At 72.1% G+C, this 26319-nt stretch carries 9 protein-coding genes; 3 read left to right on the top strand and 6 right to left on the bottom strand.

Going from position 1 to position 26319, the window contains the following annotated elements; all coding sequences use genetic code 11:
* Positions 1 to 9: 9 nt before the first annotated feature.
* Together AWC24_RS12785 and AWC24_RS12780 are read right to left on the bottom strand one after the other, a co-directional pair.
* Positions 10 to 381, bottom strand: coding sequence for a type II toxin-antitoxin system VapC family toxin (locus AWC24_RS12785; RefSeq protein ID WP_085085408.1), 372 nt, complete (start codon positions 379 to 381; stop codon positions 10 to 12).
* Positions 378 to 617, bottom strand: a complete 240-nt coding sequence (locus tag AWC24_RS12780; protein ID WP_085085406.1) for a type II toxin-antitoxin system Phd/YefM family antitoxin — start codon at positions 615 to 617, stop codon at positions 378 to 380. The genes AWC24_RS12785 and AWC24_RS12780 overlap by 4 nt, the downstream gene beginning before the upstream one ends.
* 72 nt (positions 618 to 689) lie before the next feature.
* Here AWC24_RS12780 and AWC24_RS12775 point away from each other — a divergent pair, with 72 nt between their 5' ends.
* The gene (locus tag AWC24_RS12775; protein ID WP_207568324.1) at positions 690 to 1658 is read left to right on the top strand and encodes an NAD(P)H-quinone oxidoreductase; all 969 of its coding nucleotides are present in this window, start codon (positions 690 to 692) and stop codon (positions 1656 to 1658) included.
* A 15-nt stretch (positions 1659 to 1673) separates the two neighbouring features.
* Here AWC24_RS12775 and AWC24_RS23510 read toward each other — a convergent pair whose 3' ends face one another.
* Positions 1674 to 2708 (bottom strand): ATP-binding protein, encoded by a 1035-nt coding sequence (locus AWC24_RS23510; RefSeq protein WP_526022676.1) that lies wholly within the window; start codon positions 2706 to 2708, stop codon positions 1674 to 1676.
* A gap of 178 nt (positions 2709 to 2886) precedes the next feature.
* Here AWC24_RS23510 and AWC24_RS12765 point away from each other — a divergent pair, with 178 nt between their 5' ends.
* Positions 2887 to 3681 (top strand): GNAT family N-acetyltransferase, encoded by a 795-nt coding sequence (locus tag AWC24_RS12765; protein ID WP_234807358.1) that lies wholly within the window; start codon positions 2887 to 2889, stop codon positions 3679 to 3681.
* 162 nt (positions 3682 to 3843) lie between these two features.
* Here AWC24_RS12765 and AWC24_RS23365 read toward each other — a convergent pair whose 3' ends face one another.
* The gene (locus AWC24_RS23365) at positions 3844 to 12882 is read right to left on the bottom strand and encodes a PGRS repeat-containing protein (protein ID WP_165757738.1); all 9039 of its coding nucleotides are present in this window, start codon (positions 12880 to 12882) and stop codon (positions 3844 to 3846) included.
* A gap of 122 nt (positions 12883 to 13004) precedes the next feature.
* Between AWC24_RS23365 and AWC24_RS12740 the strand changes: the two genes are divergently transcribed.
* Positions 13005 to 13784, top strand: coding sequence for a GNAT family N-acetyltransferase (locus AWC24_RS12740; RefSeq protein WP_234807357.1), 780 nt, complete (start codon positions 13005 to 13007; stop codon positions 13782 to 13784).
* 26 nt (positions 13785 to 13810) lie between these two features.
* On the opposite strand, the gene AWC24_RS22500 is transcribed toward AWC24_RS12740, so the two are convergent.
* Positions 13811 to 23734, bottom strand: coding sequence for a PGRS repeat-containing protein (locus tag AWC24_RS22500; protein ID WP_207568321.1), 9924 nt, complete (start codon positions 23732 to 23734; stop codon positions 13811 to 13813).
* A gap of 161 nt (positions 23735 to 23895) precedes the next feature.
* Entirely contained in the window at positions 23896 to 26304 is a 2409-nt protein-coding gene (locus AWC24_RS12715) for a hypothetical protein (protein ID WP_085085400.1), read from the bottom strand.
* Between the last annotated feature and the right edge of the window lie 15 nt (positions 26305 to 26319).

The following is a 26319-nucleotide window of genomic DNA, read 5'->3' as shown; positions in this document are numbered from 1 at the left end:
CGCGCTCGCTCATACGCACGTGACGGCATAGGCGTGCAGCCGCCCGTCGGCGGTGAGCAGATCCAGACGCTCAGCGATCGCTTGCGCCACCAGCATCCGGTCGAACGGGTCACGGTGGTGCCAGGGCAGCTCGCGTAGCACTTCGGCATGTGCCGCGGTGAACGGCAACTCACCAAACCCCGACTGACGTACCGCCTCGTCGAGTCCGGCGGGCGCCTGCAGCTTGCCGAGCGATGCCTTGATCGCCACTTCCGCGACGACGATCGCGGAGACGAAAAGTTCATTGTCGGGGTCCGCGATCACCGCACGATGGGCAGGCGAGAGGTTCTTGTCGTCGGCCAGCCACCAGAGCAGAACATGGGTATCGAGCAGGCCCCTCACGCGCCGTACCAGTCACGGTCGTCCGCGTCCGAGAACTGATCGAAATCAGCCGATATGGCGACCCGGTCCTTCCACAGACCGGGCCGGCGCACCGGCCGATCCGGCCGGTAGGGGACCAGCCGCGCGATAGGCCGACCGTGCCTGCTGATCACGATCTCTGCGCCGCCCTCCACCTGGGCCAGCAGCCGGGACAGGCGCGTCTTGGCGTCATAGATGTTGACGGTTTCGGCACTCATGTCAACAGGTTATCTAGTCTGGTCAGACCTGACCAGAATATCCGACGCCGCACCGGTAGTAGCGTGGCCACCATGCGTGCCATCGTCGCCGAGTCCGCTGATGCGTTGTCCTGGCAAGAGGTCCCCGATGTCCAACCCGCCGCCGGTGAGGTGCTGATCCGCGTCGCTGCGGCCGGGGTGAACCGGGCCGACCTGCTGCAGGCGGCGGGCAAGTATCCGCCGCCCCCGGGAGCCAGCGACACCATCGGGCTCGAAGTGTCCGGGGTGGTGGCCGCGGTGGGTGACGACGCCTCCGATTGGACTGTCGGACAACAGGTCTGCGCATTGTTGGCCGGCGGCGGCTACGCCGAGTACGTGGCGGTACCCGCACCGCAGGTGCTGCCGATTCCCAGCGGCGTGACCCTGGTGGACGCCGCCGGCCTGCCGGAGGTGGCCTGCACGGTGTGGTCGAACCTGGTGCAGACGGCGCGGCTGGACGAAGGCCAGCAGCTGCTGATCCACGGCGGCGCGAGCGGGGTCGGCAGCCATGCCATTCAGGTGGCCCGCCAGCTCGGGGCGTGGGTGGCCGTCACCGCCGGCTCGGAGGCCAAGCTGGCGCTCTGCCGTGAGCTGGGCGCCGAGGTCACCATCAACTATCACGACGAGGACTTCGTCGCGCGGATCCGTGAGGCCGGTGGCGCCGACGTGATCCTGGACATCATGGGCGCGGCCTATTTGGACCGCAATATCGACGCGCTGGCCACCGACGGGCGTCTCGTGGTCATTGGGATGCAGGGCGGCGTCAAGGCAGAGCTGAACCTGGGTAAGCTGCTCGCCAAACGCGCCGGAGTGATCGCAACCGCGCTGCGCGGCCGGCCGGTGGAGGGTCCGCACGGCAAGGGCGCCGTCGTCGCAGCGGTGACCGAGAAGGTGTGGCCGATGCTTGCCGACGGCCGGATCAAGCCGGTGATCGGCGCACGGCTGCCGATCGAACAGGCCGCCGAAGCGCATCGGCTGCTGGCCTCGGGTGAGGTGACCGGCAAGATCGTGCTGACGGTGTAGGTGCGCACACCGGGGTCAGGACATGGATGTCTGCCACAACGCACTCACCGGCATCGCAAGCATCTTCGGCCCAAAGGGGAGGGTTTGCGGGCCGGTATGCATGACGATACCTACTCGGAAATCGGCGCCGACGCGCTCGGCGAGGTGCCGTAACCCGCGGAAATCGTTGGGCCCGAACGTCGATGCCGCTTTGACCTCGATGCCCACGACGCCACCTCGCCGATCTTCGAGCACGGCATCGACCTCAACCTGATCCCTGGTCCGATAGTGAAAGAGAGCAATGGCTTCCCCGCACCAGGTCAGCTGGCGTGCCAGTTCCATCAGCGCAAACCCCTCCAGGAGTGGCCCGAACTGACCGGTAGGCCGGAGGATGCTGCGGGCGTCCGCGCCGATCTGGTGTGCGGCGACACCGGAGTCGACGAACGCAATCTTGGGGATTGTCGTTGCTCGGCTACTGATGTTTCGCGACCACGCCGGTATCCGCTTGACGAGAAAGACCTCTTCAAGCAGTGCGACATACTTCTTCACGGTCGTGGCGCCGAGTCCGAGCTCGTTGCTCAACGTAGCGATCGACAGCAGTTGCCCCGAGCGAGCGGCCAGCATCTGCACCAAGGCGCGCATCTCGGTTGTTCGCTCGATCTCTGACAATTGCTGCACATCGCGGGCGATGAGATCGCCGAGGTAGGAATTGAAGAAGCTGCGCCGACGCCGGTCGTTGGACCGCGCTACTGCTTCCGGAAAACCTCCCCGGACAAGCCGTTCGGCGTACTCCGCTCGGGAAACCGTGGAGCTGTGCCGCCGGGTCCTGACGACAGGATCTGCGGGCTCGCGAAGTTGACCGCCCTCGACATGGCCACCGGCAAGCTGTTGGCCAACTCCGACCGGTGGGCCGACCGGTCGGTGTCCAGCCGCGATGTCATCGACCTTGCCATGATGGAACCCGGCCCAGGCCTGCTGAACCGGGCCATTGCCAAAGCCGAGACCGCGTACAGGTCGGCCATTGTCGACGACCTGAGAAGGGCTATCGACTACCTGCGGGACAACCCGCATCGCCTCGATGACTGCATGCTCGCGCTGCAGATGTACGACACTCCCAAGGCCGTCCTATGGGACCGCATCAAGCGGCTGCGCCCGTAGCCGCTTCAGCGCCTCGCGATCGCGGTATCGACGCGCTGGACAACGACGAGCGACTGGTCGTGCTCGGGACGCAGGGGTGCAGCGAGCGTGCGTGGAATGCCAGTTGTTGCGGCGTGTCGGCGTACAGACCCGCACGCTCGCGGGCCAACGTAGCATCATTCGTGAACCCATTAGCGGCGGCGCTGCCGTCAACGGACCCCCAGGAGGCATGTGTAATGGCGACCGAAACCACGTCGGCTACAACGGATTCGGCTGCGCCATGAGTACCCGCATGCCGCGCCAGCGGGTTGACTTGCCGGACGAGATTCTGATGGTTCCGCCGCCGCCGCTGCCGATACTCGCCGAACCGTACAGCATTCGATTCGCAGACCAGCCCGGCGACGCCGCAATGATCTCCGAGTGGATGAACCGGCCGCACCTCGCGGCAACCTGGGACTACGCATACCCGGCCGATCAGTGGCAGCGCCACCTGGATGTCCAGTTCTCGGGCGGCTACTCGCGGCCCTACGTCTACAACGTCCATGGCGAGCCCCTCGGATACATGGAGTTGTTCCGGGTAGCACAAGATGACCTCGCCACTATTTACAACGCTCTTCCATACGATGTCGGCTTGCACGGGGCCATGGCCGACCCCGACATGGTCGAAAAGGGGCACGGGAAGAACATTTTCGGCCCCTTGGTCTCCAGCATCTTCGAGGCCGAACCGCAGTGCCGACGGATCATCGGGGACGCCCATGCCGCCGGGTCGCACGGGCGCCGGTTCTGGGAGCGCCGCGGCGGGGTGTTCCTCGGCGAGCACTACATGGCCAAGTGGGATCAGCGGATCGCACTGTTCGCCTGGCCCCGAACGCCCGACGATATCCCTATCTACAGCCAGTCGCTATAACGCGGAAAGGGCGGTGACGGAGCACTATCCGTCACCGCCCTTGCCGTTGGTGCCACCATCGAGCGTGCGCAAACCCGGGATTCTGCCCGGTGTTTCGACCGGGGACACGCACGCCCGCGCGAGCCAAGGGGTTGCTCGCGCGAGCGAAGCGTGCGCGGGTCCCTACGGGGCCGGTGCGCCCTTACCGCCGGCGCCACCAGCGCCGCCCGTGCCAACGCTGCTACTGGGGGCTTTGCCGGCGGCACCGGGCGTGCCCGCCGAACCGGCGACACCGTCGCCATTCGTACCACCAGCGCCGCCCTTACCACCGCTACCACCGCCGCCGGCGAAGTTGGACTTGCTGGGCTTGGAGGCACCGTTGACGCCGTTGCCGCCCTTGCCGCCATCGCCGCCGGCACCGCCCTGCGCGGTGGTGCCGTCGGCGTTGGCACCGCCCTGACCACCGGTGCCACCAGTTCCGCCCGCGCCGCCGCTGCCGCCGGTACCGCCACCGCCGGTGCCCTGACCGAGAAGACCGTTGTAGCCGGCGCCGCCGGCACCACCCAGGCCGCCGGCACCTGCCTTACCGCCCGCACCGCCCTGGCCGCCTTCACCGGCGTCACCGTGTGCACCGGCGTTGCCGTCGCCCAACGCGACGCCACCGGCGCCGCCCAGACCGGCCGCCCCGCCCGTACCGCCGTCGCCGCCCTGGCCGCCTTCGCCGCCGGTACCGCCGGTACGCCCGGGCAAGCCGAGACCGCCGGCACCACCGGCGCCGCCGGTACCGCCGTTACCGCCGGTGCCGCCACCGCCGCCGATACCGCCGTTGCCGCCGAGGCCGCCCTCACCGCCGTCACCGGAGATGGTGCCACCGGCACCGCCGACGCCGCCGACACCGCCCGCTCCACCGGTAAACCCGGTGGCGCCCTTGGCGCCGTCGCCGCCGGTCCCACCGGCCATGGCGTTGCCGTTCGGGTCCTTGGGCTGGTTGCCGGTGCTGCCGTTCGCGGCAACCGAGGTGTTGTTGCCGGCCTTGCCACCGTCACCGGCGGTGCCGCCGGTGCCGCCGGTGCCGTGCTGTCCGGCCGAACCACCGTTGCCGCCGTTGCCGCCGGCTGCGCCGGCGCCGTTGGCAGCGCTGGTTCCGTTGGTGCCGTTGGCGCCGGTACCGCCGTGACCGCCGGTACCGCCGTTGCCGAACTCGCCGGTGGCGTTACCGCCGGTGCCGCCGTGGCCGCCGGCCTGCGCCAGGCCGCTGCCCAACGTCGCGCCGTTGCCGCCGTTGCCGCCGGTACCGCCAACGGCGATCGCGCCGCCTTCGCCGTCGGCGCCACTGTCGGCCTGGGTCTCGCCGTCGCCGCCGATACCACCGGCGCCTGCCGCGCCGCCCGCGCCGGCGGTGCTGCTGCTGTTGCCGCCCGCGCCGCCGGTGCCGGCAACGGCGTTGGTTCCGCCGCCCGCGCCGTTACCACCGGTGCCGCCCGCGCCGGCGTTGCCGCCCGCGCCGCCGTCGCCACCCACAGCGCCGTCACCGTCGGCACCATTGGTTCCGTCGTTCGCGACACCGCCGGCACCGCCGCTGCCACCAGCGCCACCGGCCCCGCCGGCCCCGGCCGCGCCGGTGGCGTCGCCACCGGTACCGCCGTTGGCGCCGCTGCCGGCCGCGGCGTGGGCTCCCGCGGTGCCGTTGGCGGCGTTGCCGCCGGCACCACCGTCGCCACCGATGCCACCGTGGCCGCCGGCGCCGCCGTCGCCGGAGATGCTGCCACCGGCGCCGCCCTGGCCGCCGTTACCGCCGGCCGTGCCTGCTTCGCCGTCGGTGCCATCGACACCGCTGGTGGTTCCGGCCAAACCGTTCGCGCCGGCACCGCCGTCACCGCCGTCGCCGCCGGTTCCGACTGTTCCGGCCGCGCCACCGGCGCCGCCGTTGCCGCCGATCTGGCCGAGCTCGGCGTTACCGCCGGTGCCACCGTCACCGCCGTTACCGCCGAGGATCACGCCCTCCTGGCCGTCGGCAGCCGCAACCCCGTCGCCGCCGAGACCGCCGGCACCGCCGGCGCCCGCCGTACCGGCTATGCCGCCTTGACCGCCGTTGCCGCCGGCCCCGGCGCTGGCGTTGCCGCCGCCCCCGGCCCCGGCGCCGCCGTTGCCGCCGTTGGCGCCGTCGCCGGTGTTACCACCGGCACCGCCTTGTCCACCGGCCCCGGTAGCACCGACGTCGCCGTTGATGGCGTCACCGCCGATGCCGCCTTGACCGCCACTGCCGCCGGCCCCACCGTTGCCGTTGATGCTGGTGGCGTCACCACCGTTGCCGCCGTCGCCGCCGCTGTTGGCCGCTGCGTCGGAACCGTCGGTGCCGTTGACGCCGGCGCCGCCGTCGCCGCCGGCGCCGCCGACCCCGCCGATGCCGCCGTTACCGCCGTTACCCGACAGGTAGCCGCCGGCGCCGCCCTGACCGGCGTTGCCGCCGTTGCCGCCGCTGGTGCCGTGGGTGCCGTCGCCGGTGCCGTCGGTGGTTCCGTCGACACCCAGCGAGCCGGCCCCACCGTTACCGCCGACACCGCCGGTGCCGATCGACCCGGCAGCACCGCCCTTACCGCCGGTACCACCGTCTTGCGTGGAGCCATCCAACAAGGTCTGTCCGGCACCACCGTTACCGCCGGCGCCACCGTCGCCACCGGATCCGTCGGTGCCGTCCTGACCGGTAGCGGCCTGGCCGCCCGCACCGACGCCACCGGCACCGCCGGCACCGCCGAGGTCGCGGTTACCGCCGCCACCGCCGACACCGCCGTTACCGGCAGCGGCGTCAAGGCCGCCGTCGCCGCCGTGGCCGCCGGCACCACCGTTACCGGCAACGCCGGCGTTACCGCCCGCGCCACCGACGCCGCCGGCATCGTTGGCGGAATCGCCACCGAGCCCGCCGGCGCCACCGGCGGCCGCGTTGCCGCCCAGGCCGCCGTTACCACCGGTGCTTCCCGCGGTGCCCAAGACACCGTCGCCGCCGTTGCCGCCGCTACCGCCGGTGCCGCCGGCACCGCCGACGCCACCAACGCCCGAGGTGGTACCGCCGGTACCACCGTTGCCGCCATGGCCGCCGAGACCACCACTGCCGCCGGCGGTTCCGTTGCCGTCGATGTCGGTCATACCGGCCACGCCGCTGCCACCGTCGCCGCCGGCACCACCAGCGCCACCGGTACCGATCGCGCCGGCCGCACCGCCGTTGCCGCCATAGCCGCCGGCCTGACCGGTCACACCGTCAGCCAGCAGCCCGCCGCTACCACCGTTGCCGCCGGCGCCACCATCGCCGCCGCCGCCGTCTCCGCCGGCCACACCGTCGGCCCGGTAGGTGACACCGTCACCGTTCAGGCCGCCCTGGCCTGCGGCGCCCCCGGTGGAGCGATCGCCACCGGCGCCACCATTGCCGCCGTGCCCGGCGGTGTCGTCGGCACCGCCACCGGCGCCGTGACCACCGCGGCCGCCGTCGCCCGCGGCGCCGGCCGCACCACCGTTTCCACCGATGCCGCCGGCGCCGTCGAGGCCCGCGGTGCCGTTGGTCGCGCTGCCGCCCTGGCCACCGTTACCACCGTCACCACCGGAACCACCGGCGCCTCCGTTACCACCATCGGTGCCGTCGCCACCATTGCCGCCACTGCCGGCTGCCGCGTCGGCGCCCGCGAGACCTTCCACGCCCGCACCGCCGGTGCCGCCGTTACCGCCTGCGCCGCCGACGCCGCCGAGGCCGCCGTTGCCGGAGATCGAGCCGCCCTTGCCGCCGCTGCCCGCGTTGCCACCGGCCGCACCGTCTCCACCGGCTCCGCCGTTGGCCAGCGCCGTCGATCCGGTAGCGCCGGCCGCACCGGCACCACCGTTACCCCCGGCGCCGCCGTGGCCGACCGACCCGGCGTCACCGCCGTCACCGCCGGCGCCGCCGACCTGCGCTGTGCCATCGGCGAGCAGCGCACCGGTGCCGCCCTTGCCGCCCGCGCCGCCGTTGCCGCCGATGGCCGCGGTTCCGGCGGCCCCGCTAGCTGCCTGGGTGGTGTTGCCGGCATTCCAGCCGCCTTCGCCGGCCGTGCCCGCAGTGCCGCGCTCACCGCCGTGGCCACCGTTACCACCGGAGCCCGCCACGGCGTTGCTGCCGCCGCCGCTGCCATCGGCGCCGCGCCCGCCGTTGCCGGCATTACCGGCGTTACCGGCGTTGCCACCGAGGCCACCGGATCCTTCGGCGCCGGTGTTTCCGTTGGTGGCACCGCCGCCGACGCCGCCGGTACCGCCGACGCCGCCGTTACCGCCGACGCCGCCGTTACCGCCGTCCGTTCCGTGGGCACCGGATGCACCGCTGCCCGAAGTGACCGGGGTGCCGTTGATGCCGTTGGCGCCGTGGCCGGCGTTACCGCCGGCGCCGCCCGCGCCGCCCAGACCGCCCGCGCCGCCGTCGCCGGAGATCGAGCCGCCCTCGCCGCCCACGCCGCCGACGCCGCCCGCGCCGCCGTTGGTGCCATTGGTGCCATGGCCGTCGAGGTCGGTGATCCCGTCATCGCCGGCCGCGCCCGCGCCGCCGTTACCGCCGGCGCCGCCGGTGCCGACCGATGCGGCGTTACCGCCCAGGCCGCCGCTACCGCCGGCCTGGGCGGTGTCGGTGCCGGCGATCAGCCCTGCGCCGACACCACCATTGCCGCCGGCACCACCGTCGCTGCCGGCACCGTCAATACCGGCGGCGCCGGCCGCGCCTTCGGCACTGCCGTATCCGGGGAGCCCGACGAGGCCCGCCAGGCCTCCGTCGGCACCATTGCCACCGGTACCGCCCGCGCCCGCATTGGCACCGCCGCCGCCGCCGAGACCGGTACCGCCGGCGCCTGCCGTGCCGGCATCGCCGCCGTCGCCGGCGTTACCGCCGTTGCCACCGGTGCCGTCGGTGGCCGCACCGCCCTTACCGCCGTTACCGCCGACGCCGCCGGCCCCGGCGTTACCGCCGTTGCCGCCATCGGTGTCGGCGGCCGTTGCGTCGGCGCCCGCTCCGCCGTCACCGCCGTTGCCGCCGCGCCCGGCGTTGCCGCCAACGCCACCGTTACCGGACGTGGTGCCACCGAGACCACCGGTTCCACCGTTACCGCCGGCACCACCGAGCGCACCGTCGGTGCCGTTGCCATCACCGCCGGTGATGCCGTTTACCGTCGCGCCGAGACCACCGGTGCCACCGGCACCACCGTTGCCGAACGTTGCCGCGTTGCCACCGGTGCCGCCGTTACCGCCACCCTGACCGATTTCGGTTCCGGTGATCAGGCCCTCGCCCGCACCACCGTTGCCTCCGGTGCCACCGTCGCTGGCGATTCCGTCGAGGCCGAGGCTGCCGTCGGCGCCGTCGGTGGTGCCGGTTCCACCGGTGCCGACGTTGCCCATCAGGCCACCATCGGCGCCGTTACCACCATTTCCGCCGTTGCCGGCGGTGGCACCGGTGCCGCCGCCGAGGCCCTGGCCGCCGTTGCCGGCGACCCCGCCGTTGCCGCCCCACCCGGCAGTGCCGCCGACACCGCCGGTGCCATTGGTGGCCGTGCCGCCCTGGCCGCCGTTACCGCCGTTACCACCGGCACCGGCGTTGCCGCCGTGACCGCCGTCGGTGTCTGCGATCGTGGCGTCCGCACCCGCTCCGCCGGCGCCACCGTGACCGCCGACACCGCCGAAGCCGCCGTGGCCGCCGTGGCCGGAGATGGTGCCGCCGGCACCACCCTGGCCGCCATCGCCGCCTAGGCCGCCTTCGGCACCATGGGTGCCGTTGCCGTCGGTGTCGGTGATGCCATCCACTGTCGCACCCTGGCCACCGGTGCCGCCGAAGCCGCCGTTGCCGACCGCGCCCGCATTGCCGCCGTTACCACCGGTGCCGCCGCCCTGGCCGGTGTTGGTCCCGGCGATCAAGCCGTATCCGTCACCGGCACGACCACCGTCGGCGCCGTCGGCGTGGGTGCCCGCTGTGCCATCGGCACCATCGGCACCATCGGCATCCGCATCGACGCCGAGTCCACCGATCCCGAAGTCACCTGCCGCGCCACCGACGGCGCCGTCGCCACCATTACCGCCGTTACCGGCGTTGGTGCCGCCACCACCACCACCGCCCTGGCCGCCTACTGCCGCGATGCCGGCATCGCCGCCGTTGCCGGCGGCACCACCGTTGCCACCGGTCCCAGCAGCGGCCGCACCGCCGGACCCGCCGTTGCCGCCCGCGCCGCCGGCGCCCGCACCGCCACCGTTGCCGCCCGCGCTGTCAAGGAAGGGGGCATCGTCTGCCGCGCCACCGTCACCACCGGCACCGCCCTGGCCGCCGGCGCCACCATCGCCACCGTTACCGGAGTTCGTACCACCGGCACCGCCCACGCCGCCGTTACCGCCGGCCGCACCGGACCCACCGGTGGTGCCGTCGATACCGACGGTGGTCCCGTCGACAGCCGAAGCGCCGCTACCGCCGTCACCACCGACGCCACCGTCGCCGTCGCTGCCCGCCGCGCCACCGTTGCCGCCGGCGCCACCGGCCTGAGCGATGTCGCCGGCGAGCAGCTCACCGTCGCCGCCGCGGCCGCCCGCACCGCCGTTGCCGCCGCCACCCTCGGCTCCGGACTCGCCCTGGCCAGCCTGCGTGGTGCTGTCTGCGTTCCAGCCACCGGCGCCACCGGCGCCGGCCGTGCCGCGGTTACCACCGCTGCCGCCCTCGCCGCCGGATCCGGCGGTGGCGTTATTGCCGCCGCCCGCGCCGTCACCGCCGCGGCCGCCGTTGCCGGCGCTGCCGGCCGCACCGCCGACGCCGCCCTGGCCGCCCTCGCCCTGCACACCGGCGTCACCCGCGGTCGCAGTACCTCCGGCACCACCCTGGCCGCCGACGCCGCCAGCGCCACCGTCGCCACCGTGTCCACCATCGATACCGGCGGTGCCGCTGTCGCCGCTGCCCTCGGTGGCGTCGAGTCCGGCCTGGCCGTCGAAGCCGGTTCCACCGGCACCGCCGGTGCCGCCTACGCCGCCAGCGCCGCCGGCGCCGCCGTTGCCCGAGATGGTGCCACCGGCACCACCGGTACCACCGGCACCACCGGCGCCACCCGTGTCGCCCGTCGTGCCGTCACCACTGATGTTTGTCGTGCCGGCGGCACCGGTCGCGCCCTGGCCGCCGGTACCACCGTTACCACCGTTACCGACCTCGCCGGCATCACCACCGTCGCCACCGACACCACCGGCCTGCACCGTGCCATCACCGAGCACCTCGCCATGCCCACCGGTACCACCATTACCGCCATTGCCCGCGGCACCATCGGCACCCGCCTGACCCGACGCGGCCTGCGATCCGCCACTGGAGCCACCGGCACCAGCAGCACCCCCGGCACCACCGGCACCATCAGAGGCACCGCCCTTACCACCGGCACCGGCCGCGGCTTCGGTGCCACCACCGGCACCGGCACCACCATCGCCACCATTGCCCGCCGCACCACCAGCGCCGCCGTCACCACCGAGACCACCGACACCATGCGCACCGGCGTTGCCGTGCGTCGACGCACCACCGACACCACCATCGCCGCCGACACCACCGGCACCACCGGCACCACCATTACTGCTCGCGTCACCACCGGCAGCACCGTCTTCACCACTACCAGCGGCAGCATCGGCACCCGTGGCGCCATTCGCGCCAACACCACCGGCACCACCAGAACCGGCATTACCGCCGGCACCACCGGCGCCACCATCACCGGCATCCGAACCGGCAGCACCACCAGCACCACCAGCACCACCATTGCCACCGGCCTGACCCGTGATGCCCTCACCATCGACATCCGTGGAACCAGCCAGGCCAGCCGCACCGTCACCACCCGCGCCACCAGCGCCACCATTGCCCAGGTTGCCGGCATCACCACCGGCACCACCAGCACCACCGGACTCACCAGCGATGATCGCGCTGAACCCGTCACCACCAGCACCACCATTACCGCCACTGGTCGCCGCCGCACCACCGGCACCGGCCACACCCGCGTTACCACCAGCACCACCAGCGCCACCATCGATAGTCGTGGCATCACCATCAGCGCCGGCACCACCATTGCCACCGGCACCGGCGTCACCACCAACACCAGCAGCACCACCAGTGCCCGTGGCACCGGAGCTACCGATCAAGCCACCCGAGCCCCCGACACCCGCTTTACCGGCCGCACCGCCGGCACCACCATTGCCACCATCACCAGCATCGCCACCAGCACCACCAGCGGTCGTGGCATCCACACCGTCGCCACCGTCACCACCGGCACCACCATTACCGCCGACACCACCATTGCCGCCAGCGCCACCAGAACCGATGAACCACGAACCCTTACCACCGGCACCACCATTACCGCCGGCACCACCATTGTCACCAGCAATTCCGGCCATACCGGCCGCCCCGGCCGCCCCGGCCAGACCCGCCAGGCCATCACCGCCATCACCACCGGCACCACCAACGCCGTACATAAACCCGAGGGCGTTACCGCCGGCACCACCATGGCCACCCAACTCACCACCGGCGCCGCCGTCACCACCAACACCCATCCACCAGCCACCAGCACCACCGGCGCCACCAGAACCACCGGACAGGCCCGCACCGCCGGCGCCACCATCACCGAACATCCCCGCGGCGCCACCGGCACCACCGATGCCATCAAGCGACGTCCCGCCGGCACCACCATCACCGAACCACAACCCACCAGCACCACCAGCAGCCTCAGCCAGCGTGCCGCCATCAACACCATCAGCACCATTACCGATCAGAATCTGACCGAAACCGAAAATATTGATGAAGTCATTGACCGCCGACCCGAACGGACTCAGAATCCAGGCCTGCCCCAACTCATGGAACGGCTCATAGAACAACGACCCAAACCAGTCATCAGCCGCAGCCGAACCCGGCACATCCGCCACCGAGGCATCAAAACTCAACCCCACATTGGACAGCAACGGCCCCCAAGCATCCAGATCAAACAACGTCTCCCACGACGCCCCCTGACCCAAATCCCCAAACGCCCCAACCAAATCCGCACCAACCAGGTCAACAACCCAATCCAGATCATCAGCCTTGGCCACCGGCGCAGCCGCCAACGGCGCCATCCCAAACGCCAAAAACGCCCCCACCGCACTACCGGCAGCCGCCACCCGGCCACCCCCGCGGCGAACCACGCCAGTCAAACCACGACGCCCTGCGCGGTGCTGCTTGTCAGTCATGCGGGACTCCCTATTCTGCGACGAACCCATGTCGGTGATGTCTTCTCGGATCAAGTTTTTGAGTTGTTTAACGGTGCTGACGTCTCAGCACCGCTGGGGAAATTCGGACGGGTGCTCGGGCCGTGTCGTTCGGCATTTCGACGCTGACACCCGCAAGTGCACGTGGCATCATTGGCAAGCCCATTGACGACGGCGTTGCCGTCAACGGAACCCCAGGAGGAACCTCTAATGATTACCGAAACCGCTTCAGCGATAACGGGTTCGGGTGCGCCATGAGTGCGCTGATGGCGCGGCAACTGGCTAACGTGTCCGCCGAGGTTCGCGCGGTTCCGGCGCCGCCGCTGCCGGTATTCCCGGACCCGTACAGCGTGCGTTTCGCAGACCCGAACGCCGACGCGGAGCTGATCTCCGACTGGATGAACCGCCCGCATCTGGCCGAGACGTGGCACTACGACTACCCGGCCGATCAGTGGCGCCAACACCTGGGAATTCAGTTCCAGGGCAACTACTCCCGGCCGTACGTCATCAGCATCGACGGCCAGCCGATGGCCTACATGGAGCTGTTCCGGGCCGCCCAGGATGACGTCTCCACCCTTTATGACGCCGATCCCTACGACGTGGGGTTGCATATCGCCTTCGGTGAGTTCGACATGCTCAAGCGCGGGCACGGGATCATCCTCTTCCGCGCGCTTGTCGACGGCGTATTCGATGTCGAACCGCAGTGCCGACGGATCATCGGAGACACCCACGCCGACGTGAATTCCCTCGGACGCCGCGCCTGGGAGCGGCGGAACGGGGCGTTCCTCGGCGAACACTTCGTACCGAAGTGGAACCAGCGGATCGCGCTGTTCGCCTGGCCGAGAACACCCGAGGACGTTCCGATCTACAGCGCAGAGGCCTGACGCCGGTCGCCGGGGGCGGCGGATCATCATGATCCGCCGCCCTTGCCGCCTGCACCGCCTGCGCCGCCCTGGCCGGGGGTAGCACTGTCGGTACCGCTGGCCTTGCCGCCCGCCGCACCGCCAGAACCGGACAGACCGGACTCGCCCGAACCACTGGCCCCGCCGGCACCACCGGTGCCGCCCTGGCCGCCGGCACCTGCCGACCAGCCGTTCTTACCGGTGCTGCCGTTGCCGCCGATGCCACCCTTACCGCCGGTGCCACCCTTGCCGCCGGCACCGTCGGCCCCATCGGCCCCGTTGCCGCCCGCGACACCGGTGCCGTTACGGAGATCACCGCCGGCCCCGCCGCTGCCGGAGACCCCACCGGTACCACCGGTGCCGCCGTTGCCGCCGAGCCCGCCGTTCCCGGCGGTGTTGCCCTTCGAGCCGCTACCGCCCGTACCGCCGGTGCCGCCGTTGCCGCCGTTGCCGCCGGTGCCGCCGGCGCCGCCGGTACCGCCGGCGCCGGAGTTGCCGGACTCGGTGCCACTGGCACCGCCGGCGCCGCCCTGGCCGCCGGCCGCGCCGGCCGTCCCGGCACCGCCATTGCCGCCCACGCCGCCGGTAGCTTTCGAGCCACCGGTGGAACCGGTGTTGCCTGCGGTACCGATCAAACCGTTGCCGCCGGCGCCGCCCTTGCCTCCCGCACCGCCGTTGCCGTTGAGTGCCGCGTCGCCGCCGGCGCCACCGTCGCCACCGGCCTGGGCGGCCGCCCCACTGGTGGCGTTGCTGCCCGTGGCGCCGTTACCGCCGGCGCCACCGTTGCCGGTGCTACCGGCTGCGCCCGCGTTTCCGCCGTCGGCCTGCACGGTGTTGTCGGCGTTCCAGCCGCCGGCCCCGCCGGTACCGGCGTTACCGGCGACGCTGGAGCTGTCGCCGCCGTCACCGCCGGACCCGGCCACGGCACCGCCGCCACCGGCGGCACCGTGGCCGCCGCGGCCGCCGTCACCGGCGTTACCCGCGGAGCCACCGTTACCGCCCGTGCCGCCGACCCCGTCGACACCCGCTATGCCGTTGGTCGCCGCACCGCCGACGCCACCGTTGCCGCCGGTACCGCCGTCCGCACCGTCACCGGCCGTGCCTGCGGCGTCGCCACCGTCGGTGCCGTCGCCGCCGCTGCCCACAGCCGCGTCGATACCCGCCGTGCCGTCGGCCGCGTCGCCGCCGTTACCGCCGGCACCGCCGGCACCGCCGATACCGGCGTTGCCACCATTGCCGGACTGGGTGCCGCCGGCACCGCCGTTTCCGCCGGCGCCACCGTCGCCGCCACCCACGCCATTGGTGCCGTCACCGGATCCCTCGGTGATCCCGTGGGTGCCCGCCGCGCCGGCGCCGCCGTCGCCACCTGCACCGCCCTGGCCGATCGTTCCGGCCGCGCCACCCTGGCCACCGTTGCCACCGGTCTGGGCGAACCCGTCGGCGAGCATCTGGCCGGTACCGCCCTTACCCGCGGCACCGCCGTTACCGCCGATCCCGAGAGCTCCGTCGTTGCCGTCGGCCGCCGGCCCACCCTGGCCCGTACCGCCTTCACCACCGGTCCCGGCTTCGGCGCGGTCACCACCGTCACCGCCGTTTCCGCCGGCCCCGGCCGTGTGGTCGACCCCGCCGCCGGAACCAGCCGCACCGGTACCACCGTTGCCCGCATTGCCGGCATTGCCGCCGGCACCGCCTTGACCGGCGGCACCACCGGTGGCGCTGCCACCGGCACCACCGGCACCACCGGCACCGGCGTCGCCGCCCGAGCCGCCGTGACCACCGCCAGCACCTCCGGTACCGGTGACACCGTTGCCACCGTTGCCACCGCTGCCACCGCTGCCACCGGCACCACCGACACCGGCGTTACCCGATTGCGTACCGCCGTCTCCACCGTCGCCGCCCTGGCCGCCGTAGGCGCCGCTGATGCCGTCGGTGCCGTTACCGGAACCATCAGCGGTTCCGCTAGTGCCGGTGGCACCCGCACCGCCGGCGCCGCCGGCGCCGCCGTTACCGATCGTGCCGGCGTCGCCGCCGCTACCACCGGCGCCGCCGGCCTGCGCGACACCGCCGATCAGGACACCACTGCCGCCCTTACCGCCGTGACCGCCGTGACCGGTGGCCATGTCGCCGGCCGCGCCGGCCTTGCCGTCGGCCGCGATGGTGTTGTTACCGCCGACGCCGCCGTTGCCGCCCGCACCGCCGATGCCGGCGTAACCGCCGCTGCCACCGTCACCACCGACACCGGCGACGAGGTCGCTGCCGCCGCCGGCACCGTCGCCGCCGTTACCGCCGCGCCCGGCGTCACCACCGGCACCACCGACGCCGCCGACACCGCCAACGCCTGCGGCGCCCTGGGTTCCGTTGGTCGCCGCGCCGCCGAGCGCACCGGCGCCACCGTGACCACCGGTGCCGCCATTGCCGCTGACGCCCGCGTCACCACCGGTGCCGCCGTCGTCGCCGCTGCCGGCCGTCGCGTTCTGTCCGTCGGCGCCCTGGGCGACACCACCGATACCACCGGTACCGCCCACACCGCCGCGGCCGCCGGCACCGCCGTTACCGGAGATGCTGCCGCCGGCGCCGCCGACCCCACCGTTTCCGCCCGAGCCGCCCGTGGCCCCGTCGGTGCCGTCACCGGCGCCGTCGATGATGCCGTTGGCGCCCACCGAGCCGGTGCCACCGTTGCCACCGACGCCGCCGTTGCCGATCGTTCCGGCTGAACCACCCGCGCCGCCGTTACCACCGGCCTGCGAGGAACCGTCGGCGAGGAGTTGGCCGGTGCCGCCGTGGCCGGCGTTACCGCCGTTACCGCCGGTGCCGATGTCACCGCCGGTGCCGGATGCACCCGGGCCGTCCAGCCCGGTGCCGCCGGCGGCGCCGCCGCCCGCGGCGGCCTGGTCGCCGCCGTTTCCGCCGTTGCCTCCCGCACCGGCGATGGCGTTCACGCCACCACCCGAACCGTTGGCACCGGTACCGCCGTTGCCCGCATTGCCCGCGTTGCCGCCATTGCCGCCGGCACCCGCCGCGCCGTTGGCAGCGCTGCCGCCCTGGCCGCCGGCCGCGCCGGCCCCGGCATCGCCACCGTCGCCGCCGTTACCGCCGGCCGCTCCGTTGACGCCCGCGATGCCATTGCCGCCGTTACCAGCATTACCGCCGTTGCCGCCGTGACCACCGTTACCGGCGTCACCGGAGACGGCGCCCCCGGCCCCGCCGTTGCCGCCCTTGCCTGCGGCCGTGCCCGCACCGCCGTCGGTCCCGTGGCCGTCGCCACCGGTCACACCGTTGGCGCCGACGGCACCGTGGCCGCCGTTGCCGCCGTGACCACCGTTTCCGACGTCGCCGCCGGCACCACCGTGGCCGGCATTGCCGCCGGCCTGTGCGCCTGTCGCATTGCCGCCGTTGCCGCCGTTACCGCCGTTGCCGCCGTGGGCGGCGTCCGTGCCGTCGATGCCGTCGGCCCGCTGGGTTCCGTCACCGTTGAAGCCGCCGGTGCCACCGGTTCCGGCATGGCCGATATTGCCGCCGGCGCCACCGTTGCCACCGGAGCCGGCGATGGGGTTGACGCCACCGCCGGCGCCGTGGCCACCGCGGCCACCATCGGCACCGGTTCCGGCGTTTCCGCCGCGGCCACCGGACGTGCCCAGACCGTTGCTGCCGGCGTTGCCGTTGGTCGCGGTTCCACCGACACCGCCGTTGCCGCCGTTGCCACCGTTACCGCCATGACCACCGTTACCGCCGGCGCCACCGTTGCTGCCGACGCCTCCGGTGCCGGCCATTGCGTCGAGGCCGGCCTTGCCCAGGGCGCCGTTGCCGCCGTTACCGCCGGTGCCCGCCGCGCCGGCGCCGCCGCCCGCGCCACCGTTACCGGCGATCGAGCCGCCCGCGCCGCCCGCGCCGCCGTCGCCGCCCGATCCACCGGACTGACCGTCCTGACCGTGGACCTGCCCGAGCGTCGTGCCGTTGGCTCCGTTGCCGCCGATGCTGCCGGCACCGCCCGCACCACCGGCACCACCATTGCCGTAGGTTCCCGCGTCGCCGCCGGCACCACCGATGCCGCCACTCTGCGGGTTACCGCCAGCCAGCACCACACCGTTGCCGCCGCGGCCACCGGCGCCACCGTTGCCGCCGGTAGCGGCACCGCCGTTGCCGCCGTTGACGGCTTGCTGGCCGTCGCCGCTCAGGCCACCCTTGCCACCGAGGCCGAAGTCGCCCCGGTCGCCACCGTCACCGCCGGCACCGCCGTTGCCGGCCACCGCGTTCGATCCGCCGCCGGCGCCGTTGGCACCGGTACCACCGTTACCCGCGTTGCCGGCCGCGCCGCCTTGGCCACCGACGCCGCCGACACCGACAGCGCCGTCGTTGCCCAGGGTCGCCACGCCGCCGACGCCGCCCTGGCCACCGTTACCGCCGAGGCCACCCGAACCGCCATCGCCGCCATCGCCGCCGGCACCGCCGGCGAGACCGCTACCGAAGGCCGCCGTAACCCCATTGGCCCCGTTGACACCGTGGCCGCCGCGGCCGCCCGCGCCGCCGGCGCCACCGGCGCCACCGGCACCGGCGTCACCGGACTCGCTACCGCCGGCGCCGCCGTTACCGCCCTTGCCGCCCTCGCCGCCGTCGCCGCCGTCGGTGCCGCTGCCGCCGTTGCCGGCACCGTCGACACCGGCACCGTCGACACCGCCCACGCCGGTCGAGCCGATTCCACCGTTACCACCCGCACCACCGGTACCGACCGGACCGGCTGCGCCACCGTGACCGCCGTCGCCACCGGCCTGGGGCGATCCGTCGCCCAGCACCAGGCCCGCGCCACCGTTACCGCCCGCACCGCCGTTGCCGCCGGTAGCCGCGGCTCCCGCCGCGCCGCTGGCGGCCTGCTCGGTGTGGTCGGCATTCCAGCCGCCCTCACCAGCAGTCCCACCGGTCTCGCCCCGAACGCCGCCCTGACCACCGGCACCACCGGCACCGGCCTTGACCCCGGCGCCTCCACCGGCACCGTGTCCACCGTTGCCGCCGTTGCCGGCGTTGCCCGCGTCACCGGCGTTGCCGCCGGCACCACCGAGCCCGTCGACACCGGCCAGACCGTTGGTCGCGGCGCCACCCAGGCCGCCGTCACCGCCCTGGCCACCGTTACCGCCGACGCCACCGTCGCCGGCGTCGCCACCGGCGGTTCCGTCGTTGCCGCTGCCCGCGCCGGCGTCGATCCCGGCAGTGCCATCCGCACCGTCGCCACCGTTACCGCCGTGGCCAGCCGCGCCGCCTTGACCGCCGGCGCCACCGTTACCGGAAGTGGTACCGCCGGCACCACCGGTGCCGCCCACGCCACCGGTGCCGCCGTCGGCGCCGTCGGTGCCGTTGCCGTCGGTGTCGGTGATGCCGTCGACCGTCGCGCCGGCGCCACCGTTACCACCGGCACCGCCGGTGCCCACCGACGCCGCACTACCACCGGCGCCACCTGCGCCACCACCTTGACCGGTGTTGGTGCCGGAGATGAGGCTCGCGCCCGCACCACCCTGACCGCCGGCACCGCCGTCGCTACCCGCACCATCGTTGCCCGATTCGCCGTCGGCACCGGCATCGGTACCGACACCGCCGACGCCCGCAGTACCCGCGGCACCGCCGTCAGCACCGTCGCCGCCGGCACCACCCGCGCCGGCGTTGGCGCCGCCACCGCCGCCGAGGCCGATACCGCCGGTACCCGCCAGACCGGCGTCACCACCTTGACCGGCGTTACCACCGACACCGCCGGCGCCGTTGGTGGCCACACCACCGGTGCCACCGGTGCCACCCTGACCGCCATTACCGGCGTTGCCGCCATTACCGCCATCGGTGTCGGCGACGGTCGCATCGGCGCCCGCTCCGCCGTTACCACCGTTACCGCCGTTACCGGCGTTACCGCCCGCGCCGCCGTTACCGGAGGTGGTACCGCCGGCACCACCGGTGCCGCCGTTGCCGCCCGTGCCGCCGAGGAACCCGGCAGTCCCGTTGCCGTCGATGTCCGTGATGCCGTCGACCGTCGCACCGACACCACCGGCACCGCCGTTGCCACCGGTTCCGACCGCCGCCGCGTTACCGCCGGCTCCACCGACGCCACCGGCCTGACCGGTCACCCCATCACTGGCCAGCCCGACACCCGCGCCACCGTTACCGCCGACTGCACCGTCACTGCTCAGCCCGGCCTCGCCCGCGCCGCCGTCGGCGCCGTTGGCATTCGCCTCGACGCCGGTACCACCGGCACCGGCAACCCCTGCCGCGCCACCGTCTGCGCCGTTACCGCCGACACCACCGTTACCGGCCGCGTCGAGACCGCCACCGCCGAGGCCCTGGCCACCGGCGGCTGCCTCACCGGCCGCACCGCCATTGCCGGCATCGCCGCCGGCACCACCATTGCCGGTCGTTGAAGTACCGCCGGTACCACCGGCGCCACCGACACCACCGGCACCGGCACTACCGCCGTTGCCACCGGCCTCGCCGGCCACCGTCGCATCGGCTGCCTCGCCACCGGCACCGCCGGTACCGCCGACACCGCCAGCGCCACCCGCACCACCGTTACCGGAGTCGCTGCCGCCGCTGCCGCCGACACCACCGGCACCACCGGCACCACCGACGCCACCGGTCGTGCCGTCGCCGTTGCCGTCGGTAACACCATCCGCGCCAGCCGAACCCGCACCACCATTTCCGCCGGCGCCACCGGTGCCGTTCGCGGCGGCGTCGCCGCCGGCACCACCGACGCCACCGGCCTGACCGGTCAAGCCATCACTGGCCAGCCCGACACCCGCGCCACCGTTACCGCCGGCCGCGCCGTCGCTGCTCAGACCGTCCTCACCGGCAGCGCCTTCGGCACCGTCGGCGTCCGCATCGACCCCGGCCCCGCCGATGCCGCCGGCACCTGCCGCACCACCGTCGGCGCCGTTACCGCCGCGTCCACCGCTGCCGGCCGCGTCGGTTCCACCACCGCCCAGCCCCTGGCCACCTACAGCCGCAAGCCCGGCCGCGCCACCGTCACCGGCGTCACCACCGGCGCCACCGTTGCCGTTGGCCGAGGTGCCGCCGGTACCACCGGCACCACCGGCGCCACCGGCACCGGCGTTGCCACCGTCACCACCGTCCGCGCCGTCTACCGTCGCGTCTTCGGCCGCACCACCGTCGCCGCCGACACCGCCTTGACCGCCGGCGCCACCGACACCACCGTCACCGGAGTTGCTACCTGCGGCGCCACCGGTGCCACCGGCACCACCGGCACCCGCGGCGCCACCAGCGGTGCCGTCACCGTTGCCGTCCGTCACGCCATCGGTGCCGTCAGCGCCGTTACCGCCCGCGCCGCCGGCGCCGCCGTTGCCGTCGGTGGCGGCGTTGCCGCCCTGGCCGCCCACGCCACCGGCCTGACCGGTCACGCCATCGCTGGCCAACCCGACACCGTCACCGCCGGCACCGCCGGCGCCACCGTTGCTTCCGGCGCCGACCTCGCCCGCCGCGCCGGCAGCACCACCGTCGGTGCCGACGCCCGCGTTACCAGCCACACCGCCGACCGCACCGTTACCGCCCTGGCCACCCGCGCCGGCTGCGTCGAAGTCACCACCGCCGAGGCCCATCCCGCCGGCTGCCGCCTGTCCGGCCGCGCCACCGTTACCTGCCGCACCGCCGGCCCCACCGGCACCGATAGCCGAGGCGCCGCCGGCCCCGCCGTCACCGCCGAGGCCGCCGGCCCCGGCGTCGCCACCGGTACCACCGGTGCCTCCGGCCACCACCGCGTCATCCGCCGCGCCACCGTTTCCGCCGGTGCCGCCTACGCCGCCAGCGCCGCCGGCGCCGCCGGTGCCCGAGATGGTGCCACCGGCACCACCGGTACCACCGGCGCCACCGACGCCACCGGTACCACCAGCGGTGCCATCGCCATTGCCGTCGGTAACGCCATGCTCACCGGTCGCGCCCTGGCCGCCGGTACCACCGTTACCACCGTTACCGACCTCGCCGGCATCACCACCGTCGCCACCGACACCACCGGCCTGCACCGTGCCATCACCGAGCACCTCGCCATGCCCACCGGTACCACCATTACCGCCATTGCCCGCGGCACCATCGGCACCCGCCTGACCCGACGCGGCCTGCGATCCGCCACTGGAGCCACCGGCACCAGCAGCACCACCGGCACCACCGGCACCATCAGAGGCACCGCCCTTACCACCGGCACCGGCCGCGGCTTCGGTGCCACCACCGGCACCGGCACCACCATCGCCACCATTGCCCGCCGCACCACCAGCGCCGCCGTCACCACCGAGACCACCGACACCATGCGCACCGGCGTTGCCGTGCGTCGACGCACCACCGACACCACCATCGCCGCCGACACCACCGGCACCACCGGCACCACCATTACTGCTCGCGTCACCACCGGCAGCACCGTCTTCACCACTACCAGCGGCAGCATCGGCACCCGTGGCGCCATTCGCGCCAACACCACCGGCACCACCAGAACCGGCATTACCGCCGGCACCACCGGCGCCACCATCACCGGCATCCGAACCGGCAGCACCACCAGCACCACCAGCACCACCATTGCCACCGGCCTGACCCGTGATGCCCTCACCATCGACATCCGTGGAACCAGCCAGGCCAGCCGCACCGTCACCACCCGCGCCACCAGCGCCACCATTGCCCAGGTTGCCGGCATCACCACCGGCACCACCAGCACCACCGGACTCACCAGCGATGATCGCGCTGAACCCGTCACCACCAGCACCACCATTACCGCCACTGGTCGCCGCCGCACCACCGGCACCGGCCACACCCGCGTTACCACCAGCACCACCAGCGCCACCATCGATAGTCGTGGCATCACCATCAGCGCCGGCACCACCATTGCCACCGGCACCGGCGTCACCACCAACACCAGCAGCACCACCAGTGCCCGTGGCACCGGAGCTACCGATCAAGCCACCCGAGCCCCCGACACCCGCTTTACCGGCCGCACCGCCGGCACCACCATTGCCACCATCACCAGCATCGCCACCAGCACCACCAGCGGTCGTGGCATCCACACCGTCGCCACCGTCACCACCGGCACCACCATTACCGCCGACACCACCATTGCCGCCAGCGCCACCAGAACCGATGAACCACGAACCCTTACCACCGGCACCACCATTACCGCCGGCACCACCATTGTCACCAGCAATTCCGGCCATACCGGCCGCCCCGGCCGCCCCGGCCAGACCCGCCAGGCCATCACCGCCATCACCACCGGCACCACCAACGCCGTACATAAACCCGAGGGCGTTACCGCCGGCACCACCATGGCCACCCAACTCACCACCGGCGCCGCCGTCACCACCAACACCCATCCACCAGCCACCAGCACCACCGGCGCCACCAGAACCACCGGACAGGCCCGCACCGCCGGCGCCACCATCACCGAACATCCCCGCGGCGCCACCGGCACCACCGATGCCATCAAGCGACGTCCCGCCGGCACCACCATCACCGAACCACAACCCACCAGCACCACCAGCAGCCTCAGCCAGCGTGCCGCCATCAACACCATCAGCACCATTACCGATCAGAATCTGACCGAAACCGAAAATATTGATGAAGTCATTGACCGCCGACCCGAACGGACTCAGAATCCAGGCCTGCCCCAACTCATGGAACGGCTCATAGAACAACGACCCAAACCAGTCATCAGCCGCAGCCGAACCCGGCACATCCGCCACCGAGGCATCAAAACTCAACCCCACATTGGACAGCAACGGCCCCCAAGCATCCAGATCAAACAACGTCTCCCACGACGCCCCCTGACCCAAATCCCCAAACGCCCCAACCAAATCCGCACCAACCAGGTCAACAACCCAATCCAGATCATCAGCCTTGGCCACCGGCGCAGCCGCCAACGGCGCCATCCCAAACGCCAAAAACGCCCCCACCGCACTACCGGCAGCCGCCACCCGGCCACCCCCGCGGCGAACCACGCCAGTCAAACCACGACGCCCTGCGCGGTGCTGCTTGTCAGTCATTGGGGATTTCCTATCTGTGTCTGTGCGGCCCACAGTTGTCCTGGCTCGGGTTGTCTATTCGGTTCTGGGATATCGGGATTGGTTGTCTCGGGTCAGCCGTAGAAGCCCAACGCTTCGGCTATCTGTTGCGGAATGTCGTTCATCCACAGCGGAAGCATTCCGAAGAAGTCGCTGTCGAAGTTGAGGATGCCGAGGTCGGAAAGACCCATGCCATCGATCAGACCGTTGATGTCGAGGCTGCCCAGCCCGAGGTCGGTGAGCAGCGAGTTGATCGTCACACCGTCGAGGCCGAGGTTGCCGACGATGGTGTCCAGGTCGTAGTTGTCCAGGCCTATCCAGCCCAGGAATGTGCTCAGTGTCGGGTCGCCGAGCACACTGGTCATCACGTCGGTGATGAAGCTGTCGAGATAGACCTCGTCGAGACCGAGGCCGCCCAGCATGCTGCCGATCGACGTACTGCCGAGCAGTTCATTGATGAAGTCGTCGAGGTGCTGGTCGCCCATACCCAAGCCGTTGAGCAGGCTGGCAATATAGATGTCGCTCAACCCGATTCGGTCGATGAACATATCGAGGTCGATGTTGTTCAGGCCGAGGTTGTTGAGCATCGCCTGGATGTAGAGATCGTTCAAGCCGAGGCTGTCGATAAGGCCGCCCAGACTGACGCTGTCCATCCCCCAGTCCGAGAACAGCGACAACAGGGTGGTGTCGGTCAAGCCGAGCCCGTCGAAGACGTTCGTCATGAGGTCGGTCAACGTCGGGTTGAAGTCCCAGGCGGTTAAGAACTCCTCCACGGTGACATTGCCGGTCAGGTCGCCCAGGCCCTCGAACAGCGTCGCCAGCTCGTAGTCGTCGAGGTTCATGGCGCCGAGCAGGGTGAACACGTTGACGTCGTAGAGGCCCATGTTCTGCACGACTTCGCCGACGGTGTTGGGACCCATCACCGCGCCCAGCGTCGGGTTGCCGGCCTTCTCGAGAAGGCTGGCCTGATCGGGGGCGAGAACACCCAGCGGCGTTTCGGCCAGGTTCGGGTAGCCCGGTTCTGGGCTGGGAAGCGTGTACATCAATTCCACGAGCCCGACATCGGTCACCGGAGTGGTGGGGTCGTAACCCATGTCGTTCTCGCCGATCGGCATCGCCGCCAGCATTTCGCCGAGGGTCGTGAAGCCGTAATCGCCCATCAAATCGCCCAAAGTGGCACCGGGCGGGAACATGGAGAGCAGCACGTCCATCAGCTCGGAGTCGCCGGTCATGCCCGGCATGAACCCTTCGTTGAGCAGGTCGACCAGGGTCTGCTCGCCGTACTCGCCGAGCATGCCGGCGAGCGAGCCGACGGTGATGTTGCCGAGGCCCATCAGCGCGAAGAGCTCGGTCAGCGGGGGGTCACCCAGCGAGTCGGTCAACAAACCGCCGACAGTCCACGACGGGTCGACCAGGCTGGCGAGGGATTCGGTGCCCTGGGCGCCGAGCAGGTCCTTGATCAGGCCGCCCACGGTGGCGTTGTCGCCGCCGACCAGGTCCAGGACCAGCTCGGTGAGGGTGGGGTTGCCGATCCCGACTTCCGGGGAGTTGAGCAGGGCGATCAGCAGGCTCGCGATCGAGTCATCCGGGCTGATGCCGCCGAGGTCGGTCAGCAGCTCGGCGATCGTCGGGTTGCCGATGCCCGCCTCGTTGAACAGTCCGATGAGCAAGTTGGACAGGGTCTCGGTGCCGACCCCGAACTCGTCGAGCAGATCCACCGGCGTCATGTGGCCGTAACCGACCTGGTCGAGCAGATCGATGATCAGGGTGTCCAGCGGCGTGTCTCCGATGCCGGCCTGGCTCAGCAGGTCGGTGATGGTGGTGTCGCCGAGGCCGGACATGTCGACGACACCGCCGACATCCAGGCTCAACCCGGGCTGAGCCGGCGTGAGGATGCCATTGAACAGCGGCAGGCTGAAGCCCGCGATGTCCAAGCTCTCGTGGCCGTTCAGGAAGGCGTCCAGCAGCGTCGCCGGCGCGCCGACCAGCGCGGACAGCGCCCCCATCGGGTCGGTGAAGTCCAAGACCTGCTGCATCACCTGCTGCATCGCAGCGAAGACGGCCATCATCGGGCCCATGCTGGTGATCAGCGAATTCAGCCACAGCGGCAGCTGCAGGTCGATCTCGACCGGGAATGGGAACGCCTGCACGTCAATGCCGGGCAGCGGGTTGGTGAAGATGTTGATGACATCCGGGATGCCGGCCAGTGCCTGCTGCGGGTTGGTGAAGACGTGGACCAGCAGCCCCCACATGTCGACCGAGTTCTGGTTCAACGCCTGCAGGTTGGCCGCGGTGTTGTTGAACAGGTCTGTCCACGGCGAGAAGAAGTCGCCGTCCGCGGTCAGGGCGACGGCCCGCTGCTCCACGGCGACGATCTCACGCTGCAGTTGCGGCAGCTGTGACGCCACCGGCGGTGTGGCGACGAGGCCCACCCCGACGATGGCCAAGCCGGTGGTGACGTACGGACGAAGTGTTTGCTGCATGATGCCCTCCCGGAC

Origin of the sequence: Mycolicibacter senuensis (genome assembly GCF_002101885.1) — a bacterium.
Lineage (GTDB): Bacteria > Actinomycetota > Actinomycetes > Mycobacteriales > Mycobacteriaceae > Mycobacterium > Mycobacterium senuense.
The sequence above is the reverse complement of the archived record's forward strand: the minus strand, read 5'-3'. Positions and strand labels throughout refer to the sequence as shown.

What these genes read in the sequence shown, in the direction of transcription:
- AWC24_RS12780 (WP_085085406.1), bottom strand. Translation starts at nt 617, where the DNA reads ATGAGTGCCGAAACCGTCAACATCTATGACGCCAAGACGCGCCTGTCC.
- AWC24_RS12775 (WP_207568324.1), top strand. Translation starts at nt 690, where the DNA reads ATGCGTGCCATCGTCGCCGAGTCCGCTGATGCGTTGTCCTGGCAAGAG.
- AWC24_RS23510 (WP_526022676.1), bottom strand. Translation starts at nt 2,708, where the DNA reads ATGCGGGTTGTCCCGCAGGTAGTCGATAGCCCTTCTCAGGTCGTCGAC.
- AWC24_RS23365 (WP_165757738.1), bottom strand. Translation starts at nt 12,882, where the DNA reads ATGACTGACAAGCAGCACCGCGCAGGGCGTCGTGGTTTGACTGGCGTG.
- AWC24_RS12715 (WP_085085400.1), bottom strand. Translation starts at nt 26,304, where the DNA reads ATGCAGCAAACACTTCGTCCGTACGTCACCACCGGCTTGGCCATCGTC.